The sequence below is a fragment of the Psychrobacter sp. FME6 genome (assembly GCF_014861365.1).
Classification (GTDB): Bacteria; Pseudomonadota; Gammaproteobacteria; order Pseudomonadales; family Moraxellaceae; genus Psychrobacter.
Window position 1 is genome coordinate 1 of sequence record NZ_RRYW01000058.1, and the last position, 20,474, is coordinate 20,474.

The following is a 20,474-nucleotide window of genomic DNA, read 5'->3' on the forward strand; positions in this document are numbered from 1 at the left end:
TCAATTACGAGCCGCTTAATTTAGTTTATGGTGACAACTAGCTTGAAAAACTCCGCTACTCCCGCCTTCCACTTGTATCTGCCAGTCTGGGCTAGCGGTAACATCGTGTTCTTGCTATTATCTACTTATGAACTATCTGAAGATCTGAATAAATATTGTATTTTGAGATTAAAGCATGCGTAAATATATTTTTATCCTAGCAAGCTTTTTATTAATAGCTTGTCAACCAGAGGCACATAATAATTCAAACGACACACCAAATAGTAGCCTCGAAGTAGACATGGATTCTAAAATAATGAGTGACGATGAAGAAGCAGGAGATAACGTTAAGATGGCGCCGATTACGGAACAAGATGATTACGTTGAAAGTGATTTCGATACAATGAAAGGCTTAATTAATAAAAAGGGAAAGTGCCTTTATATTGATGACTATTTAATTTTGATTCAAACCGAGAGCTTGTCTTTTAACGAGGATATATCAGCTTTGTATGATGAGGAAAACCAAGTCAGTTTTGGAATAGGAGATACAGTAACCCTAGGTGGGTTCTCAATTGATTACTCTGATCTTATGGACAACGATATGGGGTCTAGTACGGAATGGAAAAATCCATATCTTTATGATTGTCAAGCAGACAAAGTATGGATAACAGTGGACATTGTCTATTGATTTAACAATAGTAAAAAGTGCGTAGGTTGGGTGAAGTTTGCGACACCCAACAATTTAGAGTTAATAATCTGAACCAATAACTTGTTGGGTTTCGTTCTTCGATACCAACCTACAAAAGAGTTATGATATACATCCAAATCATAACTCTTTTGTAGTGTAGTAACTATACGACACTTGGTTGAAAACACGTTTGCAAGGCTAAAACAATTTGTAGTATGGCGACTCGCTACAAAAAACTGGCACGAAATTATAAGTCTATGCTGTATTTGGCTTGTACTATGATTCATTGTAAACTGAATTAGGAACACGCCCTAATATTGTTATTGGCATTAAATTCATTTCGTTATATTACTCTCTACTCTTAATATATTCTCTCAGTTAATCATAACTGTCCAGTGATTCATTGTAGTAAACCTGCCAAGAAGGAGTAAAATCATCGCTATTAAGATAAAAACCCTTTCCAATTAGAAAAAAACTTAACCATATTAAAAGAAAAGCAATTGATATTGAAGTTCTTCTAAAAAACTTCCTATGTTTCATATTAATACTCAACTTCTGAAAATATTAGTAGCCATATAATTCGTTATATTTATTTTCCATTTGGTCTATATATTAATTTGCTGACTCTACTCCTTCTTCTATGATGATTTTATCAATTTATTTTTTCATAAGTATATAATTCTTATCAACTAGATAGCGTGCGTCATTTAATTCATCATTATGATTTTTTTTGGTAATTAAGTAACCATGACCAAATCCAAACAATCCTACAGCGAAAAATGCAATAACAAGTGTTTTCTTATTTATTAGAGCTTTGTACGCTGCCATAATTTTAAAGTTGGGTTTTAGCATACTATTTGCACACAGCTATTTTTTAACATTTTTCTGAGCCTCCGCAATCAACTCATGAATCTTAGCACTTTACTTTAGCACGCAAGCGTCATATGCAGAGAGCGGCTCAGGTTCTTTTTTTGCTCTTGTTTGGCTTTTTCTTCTAAATATTTTTGCAGATCGTCTTGCTCAGAATTACTCATCACTTATCTTTCTCCTTACTTTTTCATATCCAAAAAAAACGGCACTGAAATCAGTGCCATTTTATCAGTCGTGATAATGTAAACCCTAACCACGACTCCTCAAATACTGGCGCACCACGTTATCAATCCCAGCTTAAAATCACTTTACCGCATTGCCCACTTTCCATGATATCAAAGCCTTCTTGAAAATCATCAATGTGCAGGCGATGGGTAATGATTGGCGACAAATCAATACCGCTAATCAGCATTTGCTCCATCTGATACCAAGTCTCCCACATCTCACGTCCATAAATACCCTTCAGGGTTAATGCCTTAAAAATAATCTTGCTCCAATCTACCGTGGTGGTGTTAGGTAAAATGCCCAAGAGAGCGATTTTAGAGCCGTTATACATGTTACTAATCATCGAATCAAAAGCTTGAGGTGAGCCAGACATTTCAAGCCCAACATCAAAGCCGTGCATGTTTAACGTATCGATAGCGCCTTCGATGGTTTCACCTTTGGCTGGGTTTACGGTCATAGTCGCGCCCATTTTTTTGGCAAGCTCTAAGCGATAATCGCTGATATCACTCGCCACAATATTACGCGCCCCTGCGAAGCGGCAAATCGCCGTTGCCATTGAACCAATCAGCCCCGCACCGGTAATCAGCACATCCTCACCAAGTACAGGAAATGATAAGGCGGTATGAGTGGCATTGCCAAAGGGATCCATAATGGCTGCCATGTCATCACTGATACGCTCATCGAGTTTTATGGCATTATCGGCAGGTATCACCAAATATTCGGCAAACGCGCCATCGCGGTCAACGCCCACGCCTATAGTGTTTTCGCACACATGTAGCTTACCACGGCGGCAGTTACGACAATGCCCGCAAGCGATATGTCCTTCGCCTGTGACTCGATCACCCACTTCAAAATGCTGCACACCATCGCCCACTTCACTAATGATACCGACGTATTCATGTCCGATAATCATTGGTGTTTTTATGGTTTTTTGTGACCACTCATCCCACTTATAAATATGCAAATCTGTACCACAAATGGCGGTTTTTTTAATTTTTATTTTAACGTCATTGATGCCAACTGTAGGTTCTGGCATGTCTTGCATCCAGATGCCTTTCTTGTCATGGGCTTTAACCAGTGCTTTCATACTTTTCTCTTATTTAGCTGTGTTGCATTTTATTGTTGAATCTAGATAAATACTGAACTGCTCTTAGGGTGTGTTAAACACGTTCTAATCAATCACCTTCATTTGCTTGGCGACTTTGATGAAGGCGGCGATACACTGGTCTAGCTGCTCGCGAGTATGGGCGGCAGAGAGCTGGACACGGATGCGAGCCTCGTCTTTAGGTACGACAGGATAGAAGAAGCCAATCACATAAATGCCCTCGCAAAGCAGCGCATCTGCCATTTGCTGAGAGACAGTTGCGTCATAAAGCATAACCGCACAAATTGCCGATTCGGTGGGCTTGATATCGAAGCCCGCATCTTGCATTTGCTTAACGAAATAGGCGGTATTTGCATGCAATTGGTCTTGTAAGGTATTGTCTTGCGCTAGCATCTCAAACGCTTTTACCCCAGCTGCAGCCACCATGGGAGGAATGGAGTTTGAAAACAGATACGGGCGTGAGCGTTGACGCAACATCTCAATTATTTCCTTTTTACCCGTCGTAAAGCCGCCGATAGCACCGCCAAATGCCTTGCCTAAGGTACCAGTGATAAGCTCAATATCACCACGTAGATTAAACAATTCAGTCACGCCGCCACCAGTGCGACCGACGACGCCTGCTGAATGCGACTCGTCAATCATCACCATGGCATCATATTTTTGTGCCAACGCATAAATCTCATCCATTGGCGCCACATTACCATCCATTGAAAACACACCATCGGTGACAATTAAACGAAAACGCTGTGCTTGCGCCGCTTGTAATTGAGTCTCTAAATCTTGCATATCCGCATTGGCATAGCGGAAACGTACGGCTTTACACAGGCGCACACCATCAATGATTGAGGCATGATTTAACGAATCAGAAATAATGGCATCCTCGCCGGTCAGTAGTGGCTCAAATGCACCGCCATTGGCATCGAAACAGGCCGCATAAAGAATCGTATCTTCGGTATTAAAAAACTTAGAAATCGCCGCCTCTAATTGCTTATGCAAATCTTGCGTACCACAAATAAAACGCACCGATGACATGCCATAACCTGAGTCTTCAATGGCTTGAATAGCCGCCTTTTTAATCTCAGGGTGGTCAGACAATCCAAGGTAATTATTGGCACAAAAGTTAAGCACCTCACGGCCATCGGCGATCTTGATTAGCGCATCTTGCGGGGAAGTTATAATGCGCTCGGTTTTATACAATCCTGCCGCGCGTATATCGCTGATTTCTTGCTGTAGATGCTTCTGAAAAGCTTGATACATAAAGGTTCCTTTTTTAATATTATTGGAGTCTGCTTTGATAATGCAGATATTAGGGCCGATGATAAGACCAAATTATCAAAGCCGCGCATCACCCTAGCTTTCAGTAAAACTGACGATATTAGAAACCAACGATATGGTGCGAGCAGTGATACTACCTATAACCCCGTAAGCGGTAATTTTATCATTAGCCCATCTCAATAAGTAGCCTAAATAGCTAAGGGGCTGTATAGAATTCAGCTAAGGAACTGACAGAGACTATTTTGTTGAAACTATATATGTTGTTTGATTATAGTATTGGCCTCAAGGCTGCCTATTCCTGTCTCATCAAGCAAAAGACATCAACTTGCGCATCTTCATAATGCCAATGATATAAGGTATTGACGGATAGATGGCTATTCATCCTTCGAACTCTCTAAAGTCTCGCCTTGCGCTTCAGCGATCAACTCATGAATCTTAGCGCTTTCTTTTAATACACAAGCGTCATACGCAGAGAGAGGCTCAGATTTCTGTTCTTTTTCTTGCTCTTGTTTGGCTTTTTCTTCTAGATATTTTTGCAGCTCATCTTGTTCGTTATATTGTGAGTGACCCATGGTTTATTCTCCTGATTATTTAATTATCCGCTATTCGCTATCCGATTTAGTATAGCGGCTAATCTTGCGTTGTTGTCTTCGATATATTTATCACCTAGCGCGATGATCTCAGCCGCTGATTGCACGGTTTTGGGATAATCTTTAAGTCCACTTTGGATAGCGTCATTGCCATTTGCGACCATCTTAACGAGACTGTCTTTAGTCACTTCAAAATGACACTGCCAACCCATTACCCAATTATCTAAAACTTCATGCTGCGGAGTTTGATAGATAAAGCCTTGATTCGCCCAAGCCTCTGACGTTGCGATAATACTCGCCCCTTTTGGACAGTCAAAACCATCGCCATGAAAGTGAAACACGGTAAACTCTTGCTTAGGTAAATCCTGTAATAAAGGATGCAGCTGTCCTTCGGGCGTCAAACGAATGGGTAACCAACCGATTTCCTTTACGCTAGACGGCTGGACACTAGCGCCCAAACAATGCGCGAGCAGTTGCGCCCCTAAGCAGATACCGATTACCGTTTTTCCAGTATCAATAGCTTGTCTAATCAAGTGCTTTTCAGCGCTTAACCAAGGATATTTTTCCTCATCGTGGACGCTCATCGGTCCACCCATCACGATGAGCCAATCAAAGCTGTCTTGCGCTGGCAAGGAGTCGTTATCGTAAGATCGACTAACGCTCATCCTATGATGGTGGTTATTTGCCCATTGTTTGATGAAACTCAGGTCTTCGTAATCGGTATGGAATAGGGCGTGGATGCGTAGTGTCATTTTATACCTTTCATTAAAGAGCCTTATATTAGGCCATGTCCTCAATAAGACATGAACTCAATAGAAATCATCACGATCCGCATACTTATTGTTTAGTGCCTTTAAAATCGCATAAGTCTCTAAATCCATCTCGCCAGTTGGCTGCTGTGGTCTAAAGTGTAATTGAAAGGCATAAATCACATCACGACTGGCTTTATCCCACTCATCGCTGTCGTTAATTTGATAACCGTAGTCGCGAAAGGCTTGTTTGATCTCGGGTATCGTTGCCGCTGTAAACTCGTCTTGATTCGTAAAGAACTGTTTATCAAATTCATCATACCAAGCGCCAATACCGTAATCGATATACAATCGTTGCCAAGGGAACTTTGCACCGGGGTCGATTTTGCGCGTAGGCGCTAGATCAGCATGACCAATGATATTTTTTGGTGAGATGCCATATCTCTTTGCTAGGTCTTGTACCAGTTGCGCGATTTTTTTAATCTGCAACTCATTAAATTCGACATAATGCTCGTAAGGATGGTAGTCGAGTTTGTCGTTTTTTAGCGCCTCACGATATTTAGGTTGAATCCCGCTATTGACAATCTCGATGCCGATAGAGGTATCGTTGAGTATCGTTCTGCCTGCAAAGCCGCCATTACCAGCATGCCAAGCGCGCTCAGACTCAGGCACTAGGTTATAAATCTTGTCATCGTTGCTGTCTAAAACCAGATAGTGGGCGCTGACTTGACCGGTGGTCAATGTTTTTATAGATCTGGCATTATTGCTCACCGTATAATGCAGGACGATGGTTTTAATACGCTGACTTTTGCCAGAGGCTTGATAGGTTTCGCTATCTATGATGTATTTTTCAGGAGTAGCTACTTGAGAGGTCGTCGTAGCGCATCCAGTGAGTAGCGAGGCTATAAACAATGTCGAAAATGCTAAAGCAGTAATATTTTTTGCCATGAAATGCTCTGGGTTGGAGAAATATAAAACAGGTTAATTATAAAGTTTTAGGTGCCTATTATAAGGTTTGTTTGTTCGAAAGCGTTGATAAGCTCATTACCTAAACTGCGAGTGTTTTTTTCATTGCCCTTACTATTACAAAGCTCAATATTGAACTGGCTACAAAGCTCTCTTAAGACAGGTTTAGCAATTACTTCTACGCCATCTTTATTTACAGTAATCGTTGAGTCTTCCAACTGAATAATTTCATAGTTTTCAATATTGATTTTTCTTTTTTCTGGGCTATTCATAGCTGAGACTTTTTCGATTTGATAACCGAATACTTCATTAGTAGTTTCAATCATATCTTCGATATTATCTTTACTCCATTGGCTCGATACGACATATTTAGCGCCATCATTTGTTGTCAAAATATCATTGTCATATATGAAGTATCTGGCTCTACCTGTATCTTTTGCAGCTTTTCTAGCGGCTTCTAAGCTTTCTATAATAGGTTGAGAGTGAGGAATATTAACAAAATCATGGATTAAAGCTTCGATGGGCTTGTTTGGGTTTTGATTAAGATGATGTTTAATAATCTCTAAGGCAAGTCTGCCTTTACCAAGTTCCATGTCATTAAAACGATATTTTGAATAATCTCGTGAGCTTTCCTTACGTGTATCTCGCTTCTCCTCCAACTTACGTCTTACCTTGATTTGATAATCTTCTGCCTCAGGCAAAGGGATGATCTGCTGAATATCAATTAGTATTTTCCCGTTATCGTTATATGGCTGTATTTTCATACAGGTAATGTCTAAATTACGTTCATTCAACCAAATTACCGAAGTGGTTAGCTCAACAGAAAAGTCTTGCGATACTAAAATCGTTTTAACGTCTTCTGCGAAACCTGACTCATCAATATTAACCTCAACAAAATATTCAATTGCATTTTTTGCTTCTTCTAAGGAGTAGCTAGGGCAACCATTTTTTTGTTTATATCTATGAAAGACTTCTATAGCGTCCTCAAAAGTCATGGTAGAAATCATAGAGGCATAACGTAAAGCCTGTAGCTCCATATGGTCGCCTGTCTCAGTTCTTTTGAGCTCAATAACGACTAGATTTGCTTGTTTATCGATAGCCAATAAATCTATTCTCTTTCTTGAACCCTGCCAATCAGCAAACTCTTCCGCAATCACCAAACAGTTAGGAGCAATAATATCTATATTATTCTTAAAGGCTTCCTGTAAATCATTTCGCTCAAAAATAGATTCAACGACAAAGTTAGTAGGCTTAATTGCTAATAACTGCTTATTCTCTAGGGTATAAATGCTCATATTAAAACTCTCACTATTTTGTTTAGATTGATGGTTTAAAGCCTATAATATTTAAACCTTCTCAATCTTCTTCGCCAAAACCACCTTCCAACTCTTCTCCAAGCACTCAATTGCAAGCCAAGGCTCAATTACTTCTGCGTCAAATTTTTCTTTTGAGTTTGACAATTGCCATAGCTTATCAAGCGTGGCAAAGGGATAAGGTCGCTCGATTAAATAAACCGGCAAATCAGCACTAATAATGCCCGCGCGTTCCACCTCAAAGTACCAGCCAGCGATACCTTGTTTGGTCACCCACGAGGCGATATTGGGTACTTTGCTAAACTGTCCGATTTGGTCATTAATTTTATAGCAAGGACGGCGCGGCTGAACAATGCGTAATTGCACGCTGTCGCTATTATTATCAGTGCCATTGTTTTCATCTTTTCCATACTGCCTGCCATACTGAAAAACGTCTCCGATACAGACAGTCGTCTCGTCCATCTCTGGCAAACCGTTCACTGCTTCGGTGGTTAGGTTTTCGCCCAATGTGCCGATACGTACTTTTAAAGCAAATTCTGCGTTAATTTTTTCATAAGTCGCAACTGGCAATTGATGCACCGCTTTTAATGGGCCACCATGATGACGTCGATCGGCTTGTTCATCGGTGGTCAAGCCCATAAAATCGACGGCGACAGGTGCTTTGATGGGCGTTTTATCGATAGCGCTCATTTGCTCACGGGCGAACGGCATGGCCTTGCCAGCACGGACACAGATTAGGTTAGCGATATGTAGCGGCAGCGCTTGGTTGAAGTTAGCCTTGGTGGTCTGAGTGGATCGGGTAGAGGTTTTTACTGTTTCTATGCTCATTGAATGTCCTAAGAAAATATTCTTGAATCATGGCAACTATCTTAGCGTAATCGTTGGCGGCTTTCAGCTTATTTAAAACGTGAAGTAGGTTCAACTTAGGGACGATATAGAGGACTCACTTTAAAACCGATGCAGCAACACCTGATTATTAACGCTTTGATTTTATTTTGAACTGGTCATGCCTATGACTATTTATCAACGCTCAGGCATAAAAAAAGGCCAGATAATTCTAGCCTTTTTTACTTATACAGCATATAGAAAAGTGGTTTTAGTTACGACGACCCGCTTTTTTCTCACGTGGTACAGCGACCAGCTCAGCCAATTGATCAGGTGATGACCATAGGCCTTCTAGGTCGTAGAACTCACGTGCTTGCGGGGTCATCATATGCACGACGACAGCGCCCAAATCGATCAGCGTCCAGTCAGAGTCGACACCGCCTTCACGGCCAAGTGGCATGAAGCCCGCTTGCTTAGCTTCAGCGCCGACACTGTCAGCCATTGCCCGTACATGGCGTTTTGACGTGCCGTCAGCGATGACGATGCGCTCCATTACGTCGGTCAAATCTTCGACGTCGATGACGGTGATGTTTTTCGCTTTCATATTGTCTAGCGCGCTTTCAACGAGGGTCAAACACTCTTTTAAGCGGTCGTCGGTCATGGTGTTGGTCATAAATCTTAATCTCTTGAATCGTAAATATTAAAAATAAAGGGGTAAATTATCAACTTGCCTGAGTTGGTGTTGTCCAACTGAGTATAGGTAGCCAGACGTTTTTAGAGTTGGCATGGGCAAAATGATAAAGATAAGGTGATTTTAACGGAATTGAGCAGCAGAATATAGCTGATGGGCGATAATATATTGATAAACAGCAGGATTTAGCCATTTAGTTGCTGGATTGGCTTTGGGATGGCTCATAATATCATTTATTGGCACAGCAGAGGCAATTTGCGTTTGGGTGGCGTGTTTTATATCTAATGACATAGACGCTTGCTGTAACTGTTGCCGTATTTGCGTACTCGATACCGCGGCGATAGCGCGCGAGTCTATATAAATATGGCCTTGATATCTATTTTTTAAAACACTGCTATCCGCTGAGCTTTGAGTATTTGGCGTTAAAAGCTTGGCTATCGAGTCGACGACGAAAGGGTGTAGCGATGTGGGAAGTTGAGACTGCAACTGTAATTGAGACTGTAATTGAGTCGGCATATTATTCTCAAAGACGTTTTTATTAATATTAACGGGGTCGTTACGATTAAAAACCCATAAGTTGACGTAATCTGTCAGTGTTAAACCGTCTTTCCATTTTTCCAAACTGCGCGCACTGTCCATTCCCATCATAAATATCAAACTGTCTTGTGGGTGGTGCGCGCGCAATGTTGTCACACTATCGATGGTATAGACAGGCGGCGTTTGCCATAGCTCAAGCTCATTAACTTCTAGCGGTGTATTTTGGGTCGCCAATTTTAACATGGCCAATCGATGCGCAGGATTGGTGCTATGTTGTTTAAATGGCGAGCGCGCATTAGGCAATAATGAGACGTGTAGCGCACGCTGTTGTTGCTTAGCTATCGGCAATAAACATTCATAAACGTACAACGACATTTGCAAATGACCATCATGCACTGGGTCAAACGAGCCACCCAAGTAAGCACGAATGGCAGGTTTGGACTTTTGACTTTGGCTTGATTGCTTATTAGACGTATTTAACATAAATGAAAGAGTAAGTAAGGAGATAATAAGAAAAGGGTGGTTTTTATTTTACTGTCAAAACACTAGGGTACAGCTGGTATAAGTTTTTTGCCGCCTTTGTCTGCGCAGGCACAGCAAGCAAGAAAAAGTTATACCAGCTGTAGGCGATGTATCAATATTACTTTTCACTGACTATATTCAGCATTGACTATATCACCTTTAACAGCTAATAAAAAACCGACTATCATAATGACAGTCGGTTATATATGAAAACGCTTAATAAATATTACAACGATTAAATCGCATCGCTATAAGCTTGGATGGCGGTGAGAGCGATGGTATAGACAATATCATCGACCAGTGCACCACGTGACAAGTCGTTTACTGGCTTGTTCAAACCTTGCAACATCGGACCGACACTAATGACATTGGCACTGCGTTGAACTGCTTTATAAGTGGTGTTGCCCGTATTGAGGTCTGGGAAGATAAAGACGTTGGCTTGTCCGGCAACCGGTGAGTCAGGCGCTTTTTGCTTGCCGACGCTCATCACAGAGGCCGCATCATACTGTAGTGGACCATCGACTTTTAGATCTGGCGCACGTTCGCGTACGATTTGGGTCGCACGAGTGACTTTTTCGACATCTGCGCCCGTTCCTGATGAGCCAGTAGAGTAGCTAATCATCGCGACTTTTGGATCAATACCGAAGGCGGCAGCAGACTGTGCTGATTGAATAGCAATCTCTGCTAGCTCTTCCGCGTTAGGATCAGGGTTGATAGCACAGTCACCGTAGACCACCACTTGCTCAGGCAACAGCATAAAGAATACTGACGACACGAGCGAGTACTGCGGTGCGGTTTTAATCAACTGAAATGCTGGACGGACGGTGTTGGCCGTAGTATGAATCGCCCCAGAGACTAAGCCGTCGACTTCGTCCATTTGGAGCATGGTAGTGCCTAGATAGACGGTATCTTTTAGGTACTCAGCAGCGACATCTGGGCCAGTCTTGCCGTTGCGGCGTTCCACGACGGCAGCGATATATTTGCTCATATCGAGGCTATCAGGGTCGATAATCTCTAACCCTTCGGGCAATACCAAGTCGCGGTTTTTGGCCACTTGTTCGACTTCACTACGCTTAGCAATTAACACACAATTGGCAATACCACGGCTTTGACAGATACAAGCCGCCTCTACCGTGCGCGGCTCACAGCCTTCTGGTAGGACGATACGTTTCTTAGCATTTTGCGCTTTTTTGACCACTTGATGGCGGAACGCTGATGGTGATAAGCGCGTCTCATAATCTTGGCTGAAATACTCTTTAATCCAGTCAAGATTTAGATGTGCGGCAACATAACGAGCCACTTCTTCGGCGCGCTCGGTATCATCACTTGGAATCTCAGCGCTCATATGGACAAGGCTTTGTACCGTCTCATAACTGTCGCTTTCGACACTCATCACCGGGATGCCTGTTTTGAGCGCAGAATGCCATAGCTCAGCGACGGTGTCACTTGGCTCGACGCCACCTGTTAATACCAGACCTGCTAGTGGGATGCCGTTGATACAGGCCAAGCCAGCCGCCAATAGCAAATCATCACGATCACCAGGTACCACGACAAGGGTGCCGCGCTTAAAGACTTCATCAATACGGGCAACGGAGCGTGCAGTTAAGCTAATACGGCTGATACGGCGTGATTTTGCCTCACCGACATTGAGCCATTTGGCATCAAGCTCAGCGGCGATATCCCAGGTACGAGGCACAGAGAGTGAGTCACTAAAAGGTACCACGCCGATTAAACGAAAGGCTTCTGTGTCAAAATGAGGTGATAAACGCTGGACTTCTTGCATGAAGTTTTCATCTAAACTGACGACGGCTTCACCAGGAGCGACAGGTTGGGTCTCAAAAGTGTTTGGTACATTTTGCACACGCATCAAAATCACACCAAGCGTGCGCTCATGGGCGATACCGCCAAACTCACGAGCGTGGACATCGAGCTTATCGGCCAGATAAGCGGGTTTGCTGGTATCAGCGGTACTGACAAATATAATTTTGGCATCAAGCGCGTGAGCAATGGCGCGGTTGATTTGTGAGGCATAAGAGGTCTCGGTGGTTGGTACTAAACCCTCACAGATGACCACGTCATGGTCGTCACCGATGGTATTATAATTGACGACCACTTCTTCGAGCAGGTCATCGAGATTGCCATCACCAATCATGCGCTCAACACGCTGACGGTTGATAGACTTAGGCGGGGTTAGGCCAAAAGCATGCATGGTTAAGGCGCTTGAGCTGTCTAAGCTGTTTTGCTTATCGAGCGTATCGTCCTGCAAAAATGGCTTCATAAAGCCTGCTTTTATACCGTTGTAATCAAAAGCACGGATCAGTCCAAGTGCTGCTGAAGTCACACCGATACCGCGGCTGATGGGAACGAGTAAAATGGTTTGCATAAAGTATCCTACGGTTTATTATATTTTTAAAGCTCAATTCATCCGTACTGAAATGAGCAAAACGTCGCGCTTCTTGTATCATTTCTAAAAGACAGTACTTCTAAAAAAAGGTCTCTAAAAGACAGTATTTCTATAAGAAGCGCTGAGCAAAAATAATCGAGATTAATCTAAGTTTAAAGCCTGACGAGTTTCTTGAGCGATGCGGCATTCTTCATCGGTTGGCACCACCCACAGCTCGATGTTACTATCGTCTGAATGGAAGCTGCCTTCACTACCACCGACCAAGCTGGCGTTCTTATCAGTATCTACTTTGATACCAAAATGCGGCATCATCTCTAAGATACGTGTACGCGTGGTGACAGAATTTTCACCGATACCACCAGTAAAGACGATACCAGTAAAGGTAGGTAGAGCGCAGCTTAGACTGGCAAGATATTTAGCGACGCGGTAGCAGAACATTTCGATAGCAAGTTTGGCGTCTTGATGACCTTCATCAGCCGCTTGCTCGATAGTGCGTAGATCATTGGATAGGCCTGAGATACCAAGCAGACCACTTTCTTTATTGAGTATCGTATCGATATCTTCTAAGCTCATACCAAGCTGACGCTTTAGATGTATGTGTAAGCTTGGGTCGACATCGCCACTACGTGTCCCCATCATTAGGCCCTCAAGTGGCGTCAGTCCCATACTGGTATCAAGACTTTTGCCATCATAAACGGCCGTCGCTGAGCAACCATTACCTAGATGAGCTGTGAGCCAACCATGTGGCGCTTTAGACTCAGTAATTTCGCTTGCACGTTCTGAGACGTAGGCATGAGAGGTACCATGGAAACCATAACGGCGGATTTTATGCTCTTCGTACATAGCTTTTGGTAGCGGATAGCGGAAGGCAACAGGCGGCATGGTTTGATGGAAAGCTGTATCGAAGACGACCACTTGTGGGATTTCAGGATAAATGGCTTGTACCGCTTCGATGCCCAAAGCATTAGCAGGATTGTGTAGCGGTGCTAATACTTTTAAGCGTTTAACTTCTGCTAAGACATGGTCGTCAACACGAACCGCCTCAGAGTACTCACGGCCACCATGCACCACGCGATGCCCCACTGCGATAAAGTGGTACTGCTCTAATAGTTCAAGAATTTTTTTCAAGGCAAGTTCATGGCGGCCACCAGTAATGGCAATTTCTAACTTGTCGCCATTGAGGGTAGTATGTTTGATACGGGCCGTATCGAGTCCTAAGTTTTCGGCTAGGCCAGTGATACGAGTAGTGTCGTCGTCGCTAATCAGCGCGTATTTGATAGAAGAGGAACCGCAGTTAAGGACTAGGGTAGGGTTGGTCAAGGTTGATGCTTCGGTGTTTTTATCATCAAAAGTGGTGGTTAGGCTGGCGCTCATACTCTATCCTTAGATTATATTTTATAAATGGTGACTCATCCTAGATGAACACCGGTAAATACACAAAAACCAGCCATATCCATGCTGACAAACGCCAAACAAGTACATTGCTGATCTCGGTTACTCTGGGTCTGGAACTATTTGTCACGGTCTATCAGTAACACTATCAGTATCGATGAGTCGCACGCTAGCGCCTCATTACAGCCACAAGACCTGAGTATAATGTAACATATTTTGGTGGCTATACCACGATAACTATAAGGTTTAAAAATTAGGGCTTCGGATGGCTCAATACAACTGTACACCGAGCTTAGCCAGTATTTATCAGAGGCCACGACTGAAAACAAATACTAATAAAAATTGTAAGTAAATTTTTCTAAATAAGCATAAAGTCGCTTTCATTAGCTGAGTGCTGAATGGAGAGTGCTGTTATTAATATAGTCAATTCAAGTTAAAAGACACAGCACTGCTGGGACAATTACCCCTCACTTGCTGTGTTCAATGCGCTCTAGTATGTGCACAGCTTTATCAAATAATGCTATGATTAAAAGTGGTCTTATTTACCCCATTTATCATTTATAAACCGTCGCAAGATTACAGGTTATACTTTTTATGTTTACTATAAGCCGTACCGAAAAATTTACAGGCGCTAACTCAGTTGTTAGCGTCAGCCGTCATGTCATTTATCATTTAATACTCGGTACTACTGTGATCATAGGGTCGGCCGCATTAATGGGCTGCGGGCAAAAGGGTGATTTATATCTTGTCGACTCTAGCAGCCAAACGGTTGAGAGCAATACGCCCGCGCTCGACAGTACCAGCAACCCACAAGATGCAGCCTTCGCCGGTATTGACGATAACGATTATCAAAAAGAGCGTTACCTAGAGCAAAAGCAAGTGCTACCTGAGCCTAGTAACGATCCCAATGATTATTGATTGGCATTAAAATAAATCTGTCACAGCGTTTTTAGGGTTGGTCCTAAATTTTATGTTTACCTTGATAACCTGATTAAATTAGAGATGTTTATATGAGTCATTCTGAGCTACAAGCTGGCGCAACCGATGCTGGCGTCGATCAATCAGTTACTACCCAAACGGAGCAAGGACTTTATGTCAATCCTGAAGCTTTAACTGCCCACTTACCCGAGCTGCATTACCAAAATAATGCCTTATATATGGAGCAAGTGAGTATTGAAGCGTTGGTCGAGTGCTACGATACACCGTGCTACGTGTATTCTAAACAAGCAATTTTGGATGTCTATCAGGCTTATACCGATAGCTTTGCCAGCTTAAACCATCAGATTTGTTATGCGGTGAAGGCCAACTCTAATCTGGCTGTACTTGGTGTATTGGCACAGGCAGGGGCAGGGTTCGATATCGTCTCACGCGGTGAGCTGATGCGCGTATTAGCCGCAGGTGGCGCGGCGTCAAGGGTGGTGTTTTCAGGTGTCGGTAAAACTTATAGCGATATTGAATACGCGCTTAACCAAGGTATTGGCTGCTTTAACGTCGAGTCTATTAGTGAGCTGACTTTAATCAATGAGGTTGCTCAGCAGCTTGATAAGTCAGCGCCGATATCGCTACGGGTTAATCCAAACGTCGACGCCAAGACCCACCCTTATATCTCAACAGGGTTAAAAGACAATAAGTTTGGTATCGCCCATGAAGAAGCGGTTGCTGTTTACCAACAAGCTGCTGAGCTGTCTCATATCGATATCGTCGGTATCGATTGCCATATTGGCTCGCAATTAACCGAGGTTGCGCCATTTGTTGCTGCGTTAGATAAAGTTATTGAGCTGATACATAAATTGCGTGATAAAGGTATCGAGCTGCGTCATATTGATTTAGGCGGCGGTCTTGGCGTACGCTATATCGACGAAACCCCTGTATCTATCGGTGAGTTTGCAAGCGCGTTATTACCCAAACTTAGCGAGCTTGGCTTGACGGTATTCTTCGAGCCGGGTCGCAGTATCGTCGCCAACGCTGGTGTACTGTTAACACGTGTCGATGTGTTAAAACCAACCGAGCACAAAAATTTCGCCATCGTCGATGCGGCAATGAATGATCTGATACGTCCCGCTTTATATCAAGCTGAAATGGCCGTTATTCCTGCAACCTTACCTAAAAATGGTTTGGAGACTGACGGCACGCAGCCGTGGGATATCGTCGGTGCAATTTGTGAAACGGGCGACTTTTTAGCAAAAGACCGTTTATTATCGTTAGCTACAGGCGACATCTTGGCAATAACTGGTGCGGGTGCTTATGGTTTCGCCATGAGTAGCAACTATAATTCGCGTCCGCGTGCTAGTGAGGTAATGGTCGCTGATGATTGTCATCAACTGATTCGACAGCGCGAAACCATTGAAGCGCTATATGCGGATGAAGTACTGTGGCAGGACAAATAATCCTATTAATTATTGCTAAATTTACGTTTTTCTCGATCTATTAATAAAAAACGACCCATTGTCATAACGGCGATGGGTTTTTTATGGTGAGCTTTAATTATGGTGGGCTCTAATAAAGGGCATCAGTTTGCCTGTATAAGATATAGTTTATACCATTCACAAAAATTAGAGTAGCAAGGAAAACGAGTGTAAGTGCTACGAGCTGTAGACTAAACGAGTTTGACGCAGCTAATCGTACTTTTTGGGTTTGGTATTAGTATAAAGTGAACTTAGTGTTTGGTAGCGGTGATAATTATGATTGTATCTGGCAGCGTGCTAATATAAGCCATACATAAAAATAGGATAGGATAACAAGGATATGCTAATAGAATTTACAAAAATGCATGGGCTGGGTAATGATTTTATGGTCATCGATTTGGTGACCCAACGCTTAGAATTAACCAAGGATTTGGTACAGTTATTGGGCGATCGTCATTTGGGCATTGGCTTCGATCAATTGCTCATCGTTGAGCCACCAATGCGCCCTGACGTTGATTTTAGTTATCGTATTTTTAATACCGATGGGACAGAGATCGAGCAGTGTGGCAATGGCGCACGCTGTTTTGCCCGTTTTGTGCAAGCACGTAAACTGTCCTTTAAACAACGCCTGCGCGTTGAGACGGCGAGCGGTATTATTTCTTTGACGACTGACCGCTATGGCTGGGTAGAAGTCGATATGGGTAAACCCAAGTTTGAACCAAGTGAGATTCCCTTTACCCCAAAAGCCACCACCAAGATTCAAAACGCCTATCATCTCGATGTTAATGGCACACCTGTGCAGTTATATGTCGCCAATATGGGCAACCCGCATGCCGTTATCAAAGTTGATAACGTACTCGATGCTGACGTCGAAAAACTGGGCAAGGCTATCGAAGCGCATCCAGCCTTTCCAGAGCGCGTCAATGTCGGTTTTATGCAAGTGATGAACCAGCGTCATATTCGTTTGCGGGTTTATGAGCGCGGCGTGGGTGAGACTCAAGCTTGTGGTACAGGCGCTTGTGCGGCAGTGGCCGTTGGCATACGCGAAGGCTGGCTCGATGAAGGTGAAGATGTGCGCGCCCAGCTCTACGGTGGCAGCATGATTGTTAAGTGGCAGCCAGGCTATTCTGTGATGATGACAGGGCCAACCGCTTTTGTTTATGAAGGGGTATTTAGTCCAGATGGTCTGATGGCGCAAGCGGGTATTAAACCCAATTCAGAAGGCTAATCGATATGACAATGGCGCCTACAGTAGATTCAGACCCGCAATCATGGCTATCAGCAGAATTGGCTCAAACCATCGAAGCAGATGCAGCGCTACGCGAACTGTTGATACCTGTGCATCGTTGGCTAAATACCTTGTCAGTGCGTAACCACTCCGAACACACACTGGTGGCTTATTTCTCGGGTTTGAATCAATTGGCGCTGTTTTTGCGTGGTAAGCGGCTGACGTGGACTCGTTGTGATAAGCGTCAATTAGCCCAGCATATCAGTCAACGGCTTGATGAAGACAAGCTTGCACTTGCTAGCGTCCAGCAAGAGCTGTCGGCTATCCGCCATTTTTATGGCTGGTTGATTGAAGAGGGTTTGGCGCGTATCAATCCAACGACGGGCTACCAGCTTAAGCGTAGCCCTAGACCGCTACCGTCTATCGCTGACGTCGATTTACTCACGCAACTGCTCGACCAAGAAATCCCTGATACGCCCGAACAAGCGCGTTTGTGGTTAAGAGATAAAGCCATGTTTGAACTGCTTTATAGCAGCGGTCTGCGTGTGGGCGAGTTGGTGGCGCTAGATATGGCAGATGTAGATTTGGCTGACTTGCGTGTTCGCGTGACGGGTAAAGGTAATAAAACGCGCTTGGTACCATTGGGCGCAAAAGCAGCAGAAGCCATTAATCGTTATCTACCGCATCGCAATCTGTGGGTAGAGCAGATGGATAGTGCATTATTTATCAGTGAAAAACTAGGCACACGTCTATCAACCCGAGCGGTGCAACAACGGCTAAAAGTCGCGGCGACACGTGCGGGCATCGCGCAAAACATGTATCCGCATCTATTGCGTCATTGTTTTGCCTCACACATGTTATCTGGCAGCGGTGACTTGCGCGCGGTACAAGAAATGCTTGGGCATAGCGATATTAGCACCACGCAAATCTATACCCATGTTGATTTTGCTAAACTCACCCAAGTTTATGACCGCGCCCATCCGCGCGCGTCACATGCCCCTAAAGACAGTGATTCAATAATTTAGTTTTAAAGGTTTGTTATAAATTATATTATCAAAAATATCTTTGATAAAAACTTTGCTCATAATTGATTTACTCTAAAAACGATACGAGTGCTACTGGAGTAAGTTTTTCGCAGCCTCTGTCACGCTTGCGAACAGCAAGCAAGAAAAACTTATAACAGTAGCACGTAGCCACCAGCGTATCGATTTTATTTAAAACTGCCTATATTAAACATTATTCTTATCAAAAACTATTTTATAAAAAACTGTTTATGTCAAACGATGACAATCAAAAATAGGCATTTTTTGTCGTCCTTGTATTTGGGCTGGCTTGTCTAAAGTAGCTAATACCACTGCATAATTTTTCTGCTGTTGATTCATCGCTTTTTTATTAATGGCTTCTTTATTCACAGCTTCTTTGTTCAATTCACTATCATTATAGCTGTTGATAATCGTGCCATCATAAGCAGTAATTGTGCTGTGCCCCCAAGTTTGACGCGTATTGCCATCCTTATACGCATGCTCGCCGCCTTGTGCCGCGCCAATCACCATACATTGACTGTCTAACGCGCGCGCGTAGTAACAGCGACCAATGCGCTTGTCCTGTTAAATAAGTAAATGCCGACGGCGCAGTTAATAGTTCCGCGCCCGCTTGGCGTAAACGCTGTGCCAAGGCTGGGAAGCGTAAATCAAAGCAAACCATCATCCCCAACTGATAAACGCTTGAATCAACTTCCAACGCTACGATGACCGTTTGTGTACCCGGCTCAAACGTTGCCGCTTCGTTATAGCTGCCTTGTTTATCGGCAACGGTTGCGGTAAACAAATGAATTTTATCGTAGCGCGCAACACAGGTACCATCGGGTGCAAATAGCTGGCTGACCTGACGCAGTCTACCGTCAGGAACGATAACGCCATCGGGACGATAAGGGCAGGGCAGCGAGCCTGCCAATACATAGATACCATAGGTGCGGGCATACTCTGCTATCGTTGCTGATAGCGCATCGAACCGCTCTGCGGTAGCAAACTGCCTACCCATACTACAGCAGTTTTCTGGTAGGACGACAAGCTGTGCGCCTTGCGTGCTTGCATCGATAATAGCGGCTTTTATATCGGCCAAATTGTCTTCAATATTCTGCTGGCTATTCATTTGAATGGCTGCAACCGTCAGTTGCTCATTAATCAAGGTGTTAGTCATCATATTATTCTCAATTTTTCATGCTTTATAGTTTTTCAAAATCTTTAGGGCTCTTTTGACGTATTCTTATTATCAAGCCTAATGACTATTGAAAGATGCTGGGTTTTAAAAAAGTTAAATTTAAGAAATGCTAAATTCAAAAGGTGATAAGGTTAAAAGAGGCTAAAGTTAAGAAGTGTTCTGGTATTTATCATTTAAATATTGCCACAAAAGTATAAATATCTCTATGTTTTGGTAAAACGGCTATAAAGTCTCGTCCGGAGAGGGTATAAATTATCATAGCAACATTATAGCAAAAAATGCTATCGTCTCGTCCTGATAGAGTTAAAGCCTCGTTCCAACGAGTAGAGGCATTAACCAGCATAACCTATACCGTATCACCAGCATCGGAGTGTAATAAGCCACCCATGAGTATGTCGTTCGGATTGGCAACCACGCTAAGCACCTCACAAAAACTGTAGTGGCATAATAAAATTGGACAGCTTCTAAGAGGTTATAATAACCCAAAGAA

At 43.2% G+C, this 20,474-nt stretch carries 16 protein-coding genes and 2 pseudogenes; 6 read left to right on the forward strand and 12 right to left on the reverse strand.

The features are described from left to right. The first annotated feature begins 175 nt into the window (after positions 1-175). Both EI162_RS09305 and EI162_RS09310 read left to right on the forward strand, forming a co-directional pair. Positions 176-667 carry a hypothetical protein gene (locus EI162_RS09305; protein ID WP_192524103.1) on the forward strand — a complete coding sequence of 164 codons (492 nt, stop codon included), beginning with the start codon at positions 176-178 and terminating at the stop codon, positions 665-667. A gap of 165 nt (positions 668-832) precedes the next feature. After that, a pseudogene (locus EI162_RS09310) lies at positions 833-969 on the forward strand (IS5/IS1182 family transposase); the annotation flags it as partial. A gap of 854 nt (positions 970-1,823) precedes the next feature. On the opposite strand, the gene tdh reads toward EI162_RS09310, so the two are convergent. The 11 genes from tdh to EI162_RS09365 all read right to left on the reverse strand — a co-directional run bounded on the left by tdh (position 1,824) and on the right by EI162_RS09365 (position 14,113). Then, positions 1,824-2,849, reverse strand: coding sequence for an L-threonine 3-dehydrogenase (gene tdh / locus EI162_RS09315; protein WP_192524104.1), 1,026 nt, complete (start codon positions 2,847-2,849; stop codon positions 1,824-1,826). Between the two features lie 84 nt (positions 2,850-2,933). Further along, positions 2,934-4,124, reverse strand: coding sequence for a glycine C-acetyltransferase (kbl, locus tag EI162_RS09320; protein WP_192524105.1), 1,191 nt, complete (start codon positions 4,122-4,124; stop codon positions 2,934-2,936). A gap of 392 nt (positions 4,125-4,516) precedes the next feature. Next, positions 4,517-4,714, reverse strand: coding sequence for a hypothetical protein (locus EI162_RS09325; protein ID WP_192524106.1), 198 nt, complete (start codon positions 4,712-4,714; stop codon positions 4,517-4,519). Positions 4,715-4,737: 23 nt separating this feature from the next. Further along, positions 4,738-5,484, reverse strand: a complete 747-nt coding sequence (locus EI162_RS09330; protein ID WP_192524107.1) for a type 1 glutamine amidotransferase — start codon at positions 5,482-5,484, stop codon at positions 4,738-4,740. Between the two features lie 57 nt (positions 5,485-5,541). Then, positions 5,542-6,429: an N-acetylmuramoyl-L-alanine amidase gene (locus tag EI162_RS09335; RefSeq protein ID WP_192524108.1), complete on the reverse strand. Its 888-nt coding sequence runs from the start codon at positions 6,427-6,429 to the stop codon at positions 5,542-5,544. Between the two features lie 47 nt (positions 6,430-6,476). Further along, on the reverse strand, positions 6,477-7,742 hold the full coding sequence (locus EI162_RS09340) for a hypothetical protein (RefSeq protein ID WP_192524109.1): 1,266 nt from the start codon (positions 7,740-7,742) through the stop codon (positions 6,477-6,479). 51 nt (positions 7,743-7,793) lie between these two features. Then, positions 7,794-8,588 carry an MOSC domain-containing protein gene (locus tag EI162_RS09345; protein ID WP_192524110.1) on the reverse strand — a complete coding sequence of 265 codons (795 nt, stop codon included), beginning with the start codon at positions 8,586-8,588 and terminating at the stop codon, positions 7,794-7,796. 268 nt (positions 8,589-8,856) lie between these two features. Continuing rightward, the gene (rsfS, locus tag EI162_RS09350; RefSeq protein ID WP_192524111.1) at positions 8,857-9,258 is read right to left on the reverse strand and encodes a ribosome silencing factor; all 402 of its coding nucleotides are present in this window, start codon (positions 9,256-9,258) and stop codon (positions 8,857-8,859) included. Positions 9,259-9,399: 141 nt separating this feature from the next. Beyond that, positions 9,400-10,296 carry a nicotinate-nicotinamide nucleotide adenylyltransferase gene (locus EI162_RS09355; protein ID WP_192524112.1) on the reverse strand — a complete coding sequence of 299 codons (897 nt, stop codon included), beginning with the start codon at positions 10,294-10,296 and terminating at the stop codon, positions 9,400-9,402. Positions 10,297-10,570: 274 nt separating this feature from the next. Next, positions 10,571-12,718, reverse strand: coding sequence for a phosphate acetyltransferase (pta, locus tag EI162_RS09360; protein ID WP_192524113.1), 2,148 nt, complete (start codon positions 12,716-12,718; stop codon positions 10,571-10,573). A 162-nt stretch (positions 12,719-12,880) separates the two neighbouring features. Beyond that, complete coding sequence (locus EI162_RS09365) at positions 12,881-14,113, reverse strand: acetate/propionate family kinase (protein WP_192524114.1); 1,233 nt, start codon at positions 14,111-14,113, stop codon at positions 12,881-12,883. Between the two features lie 612 nt (positions 14,114-14,725). Between EI162_RS09365 and lptM the strand changes: the two genes are divergently transcribed. The 4 genes from lptM (at position 14,726) to EI162_RS09385 (ending at position 18,789) form a co-directional block, all read left to right on the forward strand. After that, positions 14,726-15,049: an LPS translocon maturation chaperone LptM gene (lptM, locus tag EI162_RS09370; protein WP_192524115.1), complete on the forward strand. Its 324-nt coding sequence runs from the start codon at positions 14,726-14,728 to the stop codon at positions 15,047-15,049. Positions 15,050-15,141: 92 nt separating this feature from the next. Then, positions 15,142-16,518 carry a diaminopimelate decarboxylase gene (lysA, locus tag EI162_RS09375; protein WP_192524116.1) on the forward strand — a complete coding sequence of 459 codons (1,377 nt, stop codon included), beginning with the start codon at positions 15,142-15,144 and terminating at the stop codon, positions 16,516-16,518. Positions 16,519-16,876: 358 nt separating this feature from the next. Next, on the forward strand, positions 16,877-17,764 hold the full coding sequence (dapF, locus tag EI162_RS09380) for a diaminopimelate epimerase (protein ID WP_192524117.1): 888 nt from the start codon (positions 16,877-16,879) through the stop codon (positions 17,762-17,764). 5 nt (positions 17,765-17,769) lie between these two features. Beyond that, positions 17,770-18,789: a tyrosine recombinase XerC gene (locus EI162_RS09385; RefSeq protein ID WP_192524118.1), complete on the forward strand. Its 1,020-nt coding sequence runs from the start codon at positions 17,770-17,772 to the stop codon at positions 18,787-18,789. Positions 18,790-19,035: 246 nt separating this feature from the next. Here EI162_RS09385 and EI162_RS09390 read toward each other — a convergent pair. Beyond that, a pseudogene (locus EI162_RS09390) lies at positions 19,036-19,963 on the reverse strand (nitrilase-related carbon-nitrogen hydrolase). Between the last annotated feature and the right edge of the window lie 511 nt (positions 19,964-20,474).

Coding starts and splice junctions, on each gene's coding strand:
- EI162_RS09305 (WP_192524103.1), top strand. CDS start 176: ATGCGTAAATATATTTTTATCCTAGCAAGCTTTTTATTAATAGCTTGT.
- tdh (WP_192524104.1), bottom strand. CDS start 2,849: ATGAAAGCACTGGTTAAAGCCCATGACAAGAAAGGCATCTGGATGCAA.
- kbl (WP_192524105.1), bottom strand. CDS start 4,124: ATGTATCAAGCTTTTCAGAAGCATCTACAGCAAGAAATCAGCGATATA.
- EI162_RS09325 (WP_192524106.1), bottom strand. CDS start 4,714: ATGGGTCACTCACAATATAACGAACAAGATGAGCTGCAAAAATATCTA.
- EI162_RS09330 (WP_192524107.1), bottom strand. CDS start 5,484: ATGACACTACGCATCCACGCCCTATTCCATACCGATTACGAAGACCTG.
- EI162_RS09335 (WP_192524108.1), bottom strand. CDS start 6,429: ATGGCAAAAAATATTACTGCTTTAGCATTTTCGACATTGTTTATAGCC.
- EI162_RS09340 (WP_192524109.1), bottom strand. CDS start 7,742: ATGAGCATTTATACCCTAGAGAATAAGCAGTTATTAGCAATTAAGCCT.
- EI162_RS09345 (WP_192524110.1), bottom strand. CDS start 8,588: ATGAGCATAGAAACAGTAAAAACCTCTACCCGATCCACTCAGACCACC.
- rsfS (WP_192524111.1), bottom strand. CDS start 9,258: ATGACCAACACCATGACCGACGACCGCTTAAAAGAGTGTTTGACCCTC.
- EI162_RS09355 (WP_192524112.1), bottom strand. CDS start 10,296: ATGTTAAATACGTCTAATAAGCAATCAAGCCAAAGTCAAAAGTCCAAA.
- pta (WP_192524113.1), bottom strand. CDS start 12,718: ATGCAAACCATTTTACTCGTTCCCATCAGCCGCGGTATCGGTGTGACT.
- EI162_RS09365 (WP_192524114.1), bottom strand. CDS start 14,113: ATGAGCGCCAGCCTAACCACCACTTTTGATGATAAAAACACCGAAGCA.
- lptM (WP_192524115.1), top strand. CDS start 14,726: ATGTTTACTATAAGCCGTACCGAAAAATTTACAGGCGCTAACTCAGTT.
- lysA (WP_192524116.1), top strand. CDS start 15,142: ATGAGTCATTCTGAGCTACAAGCTGGCGCAACCGATGCTGGCGTCGAT.
- dapF (WP_192524117.1), top strand. CDS start 16,877: ATGCTAATAGAATTTACAAAAATGCATGGGCTGGGTAATGATTTTATG.
- EI162_RS09385 (WP_192524118.1), top strand. CDS start 17,770: ATGACAATGGCGCCTACAGTAGATTCAGACCCGCAATCATGGCTATCA.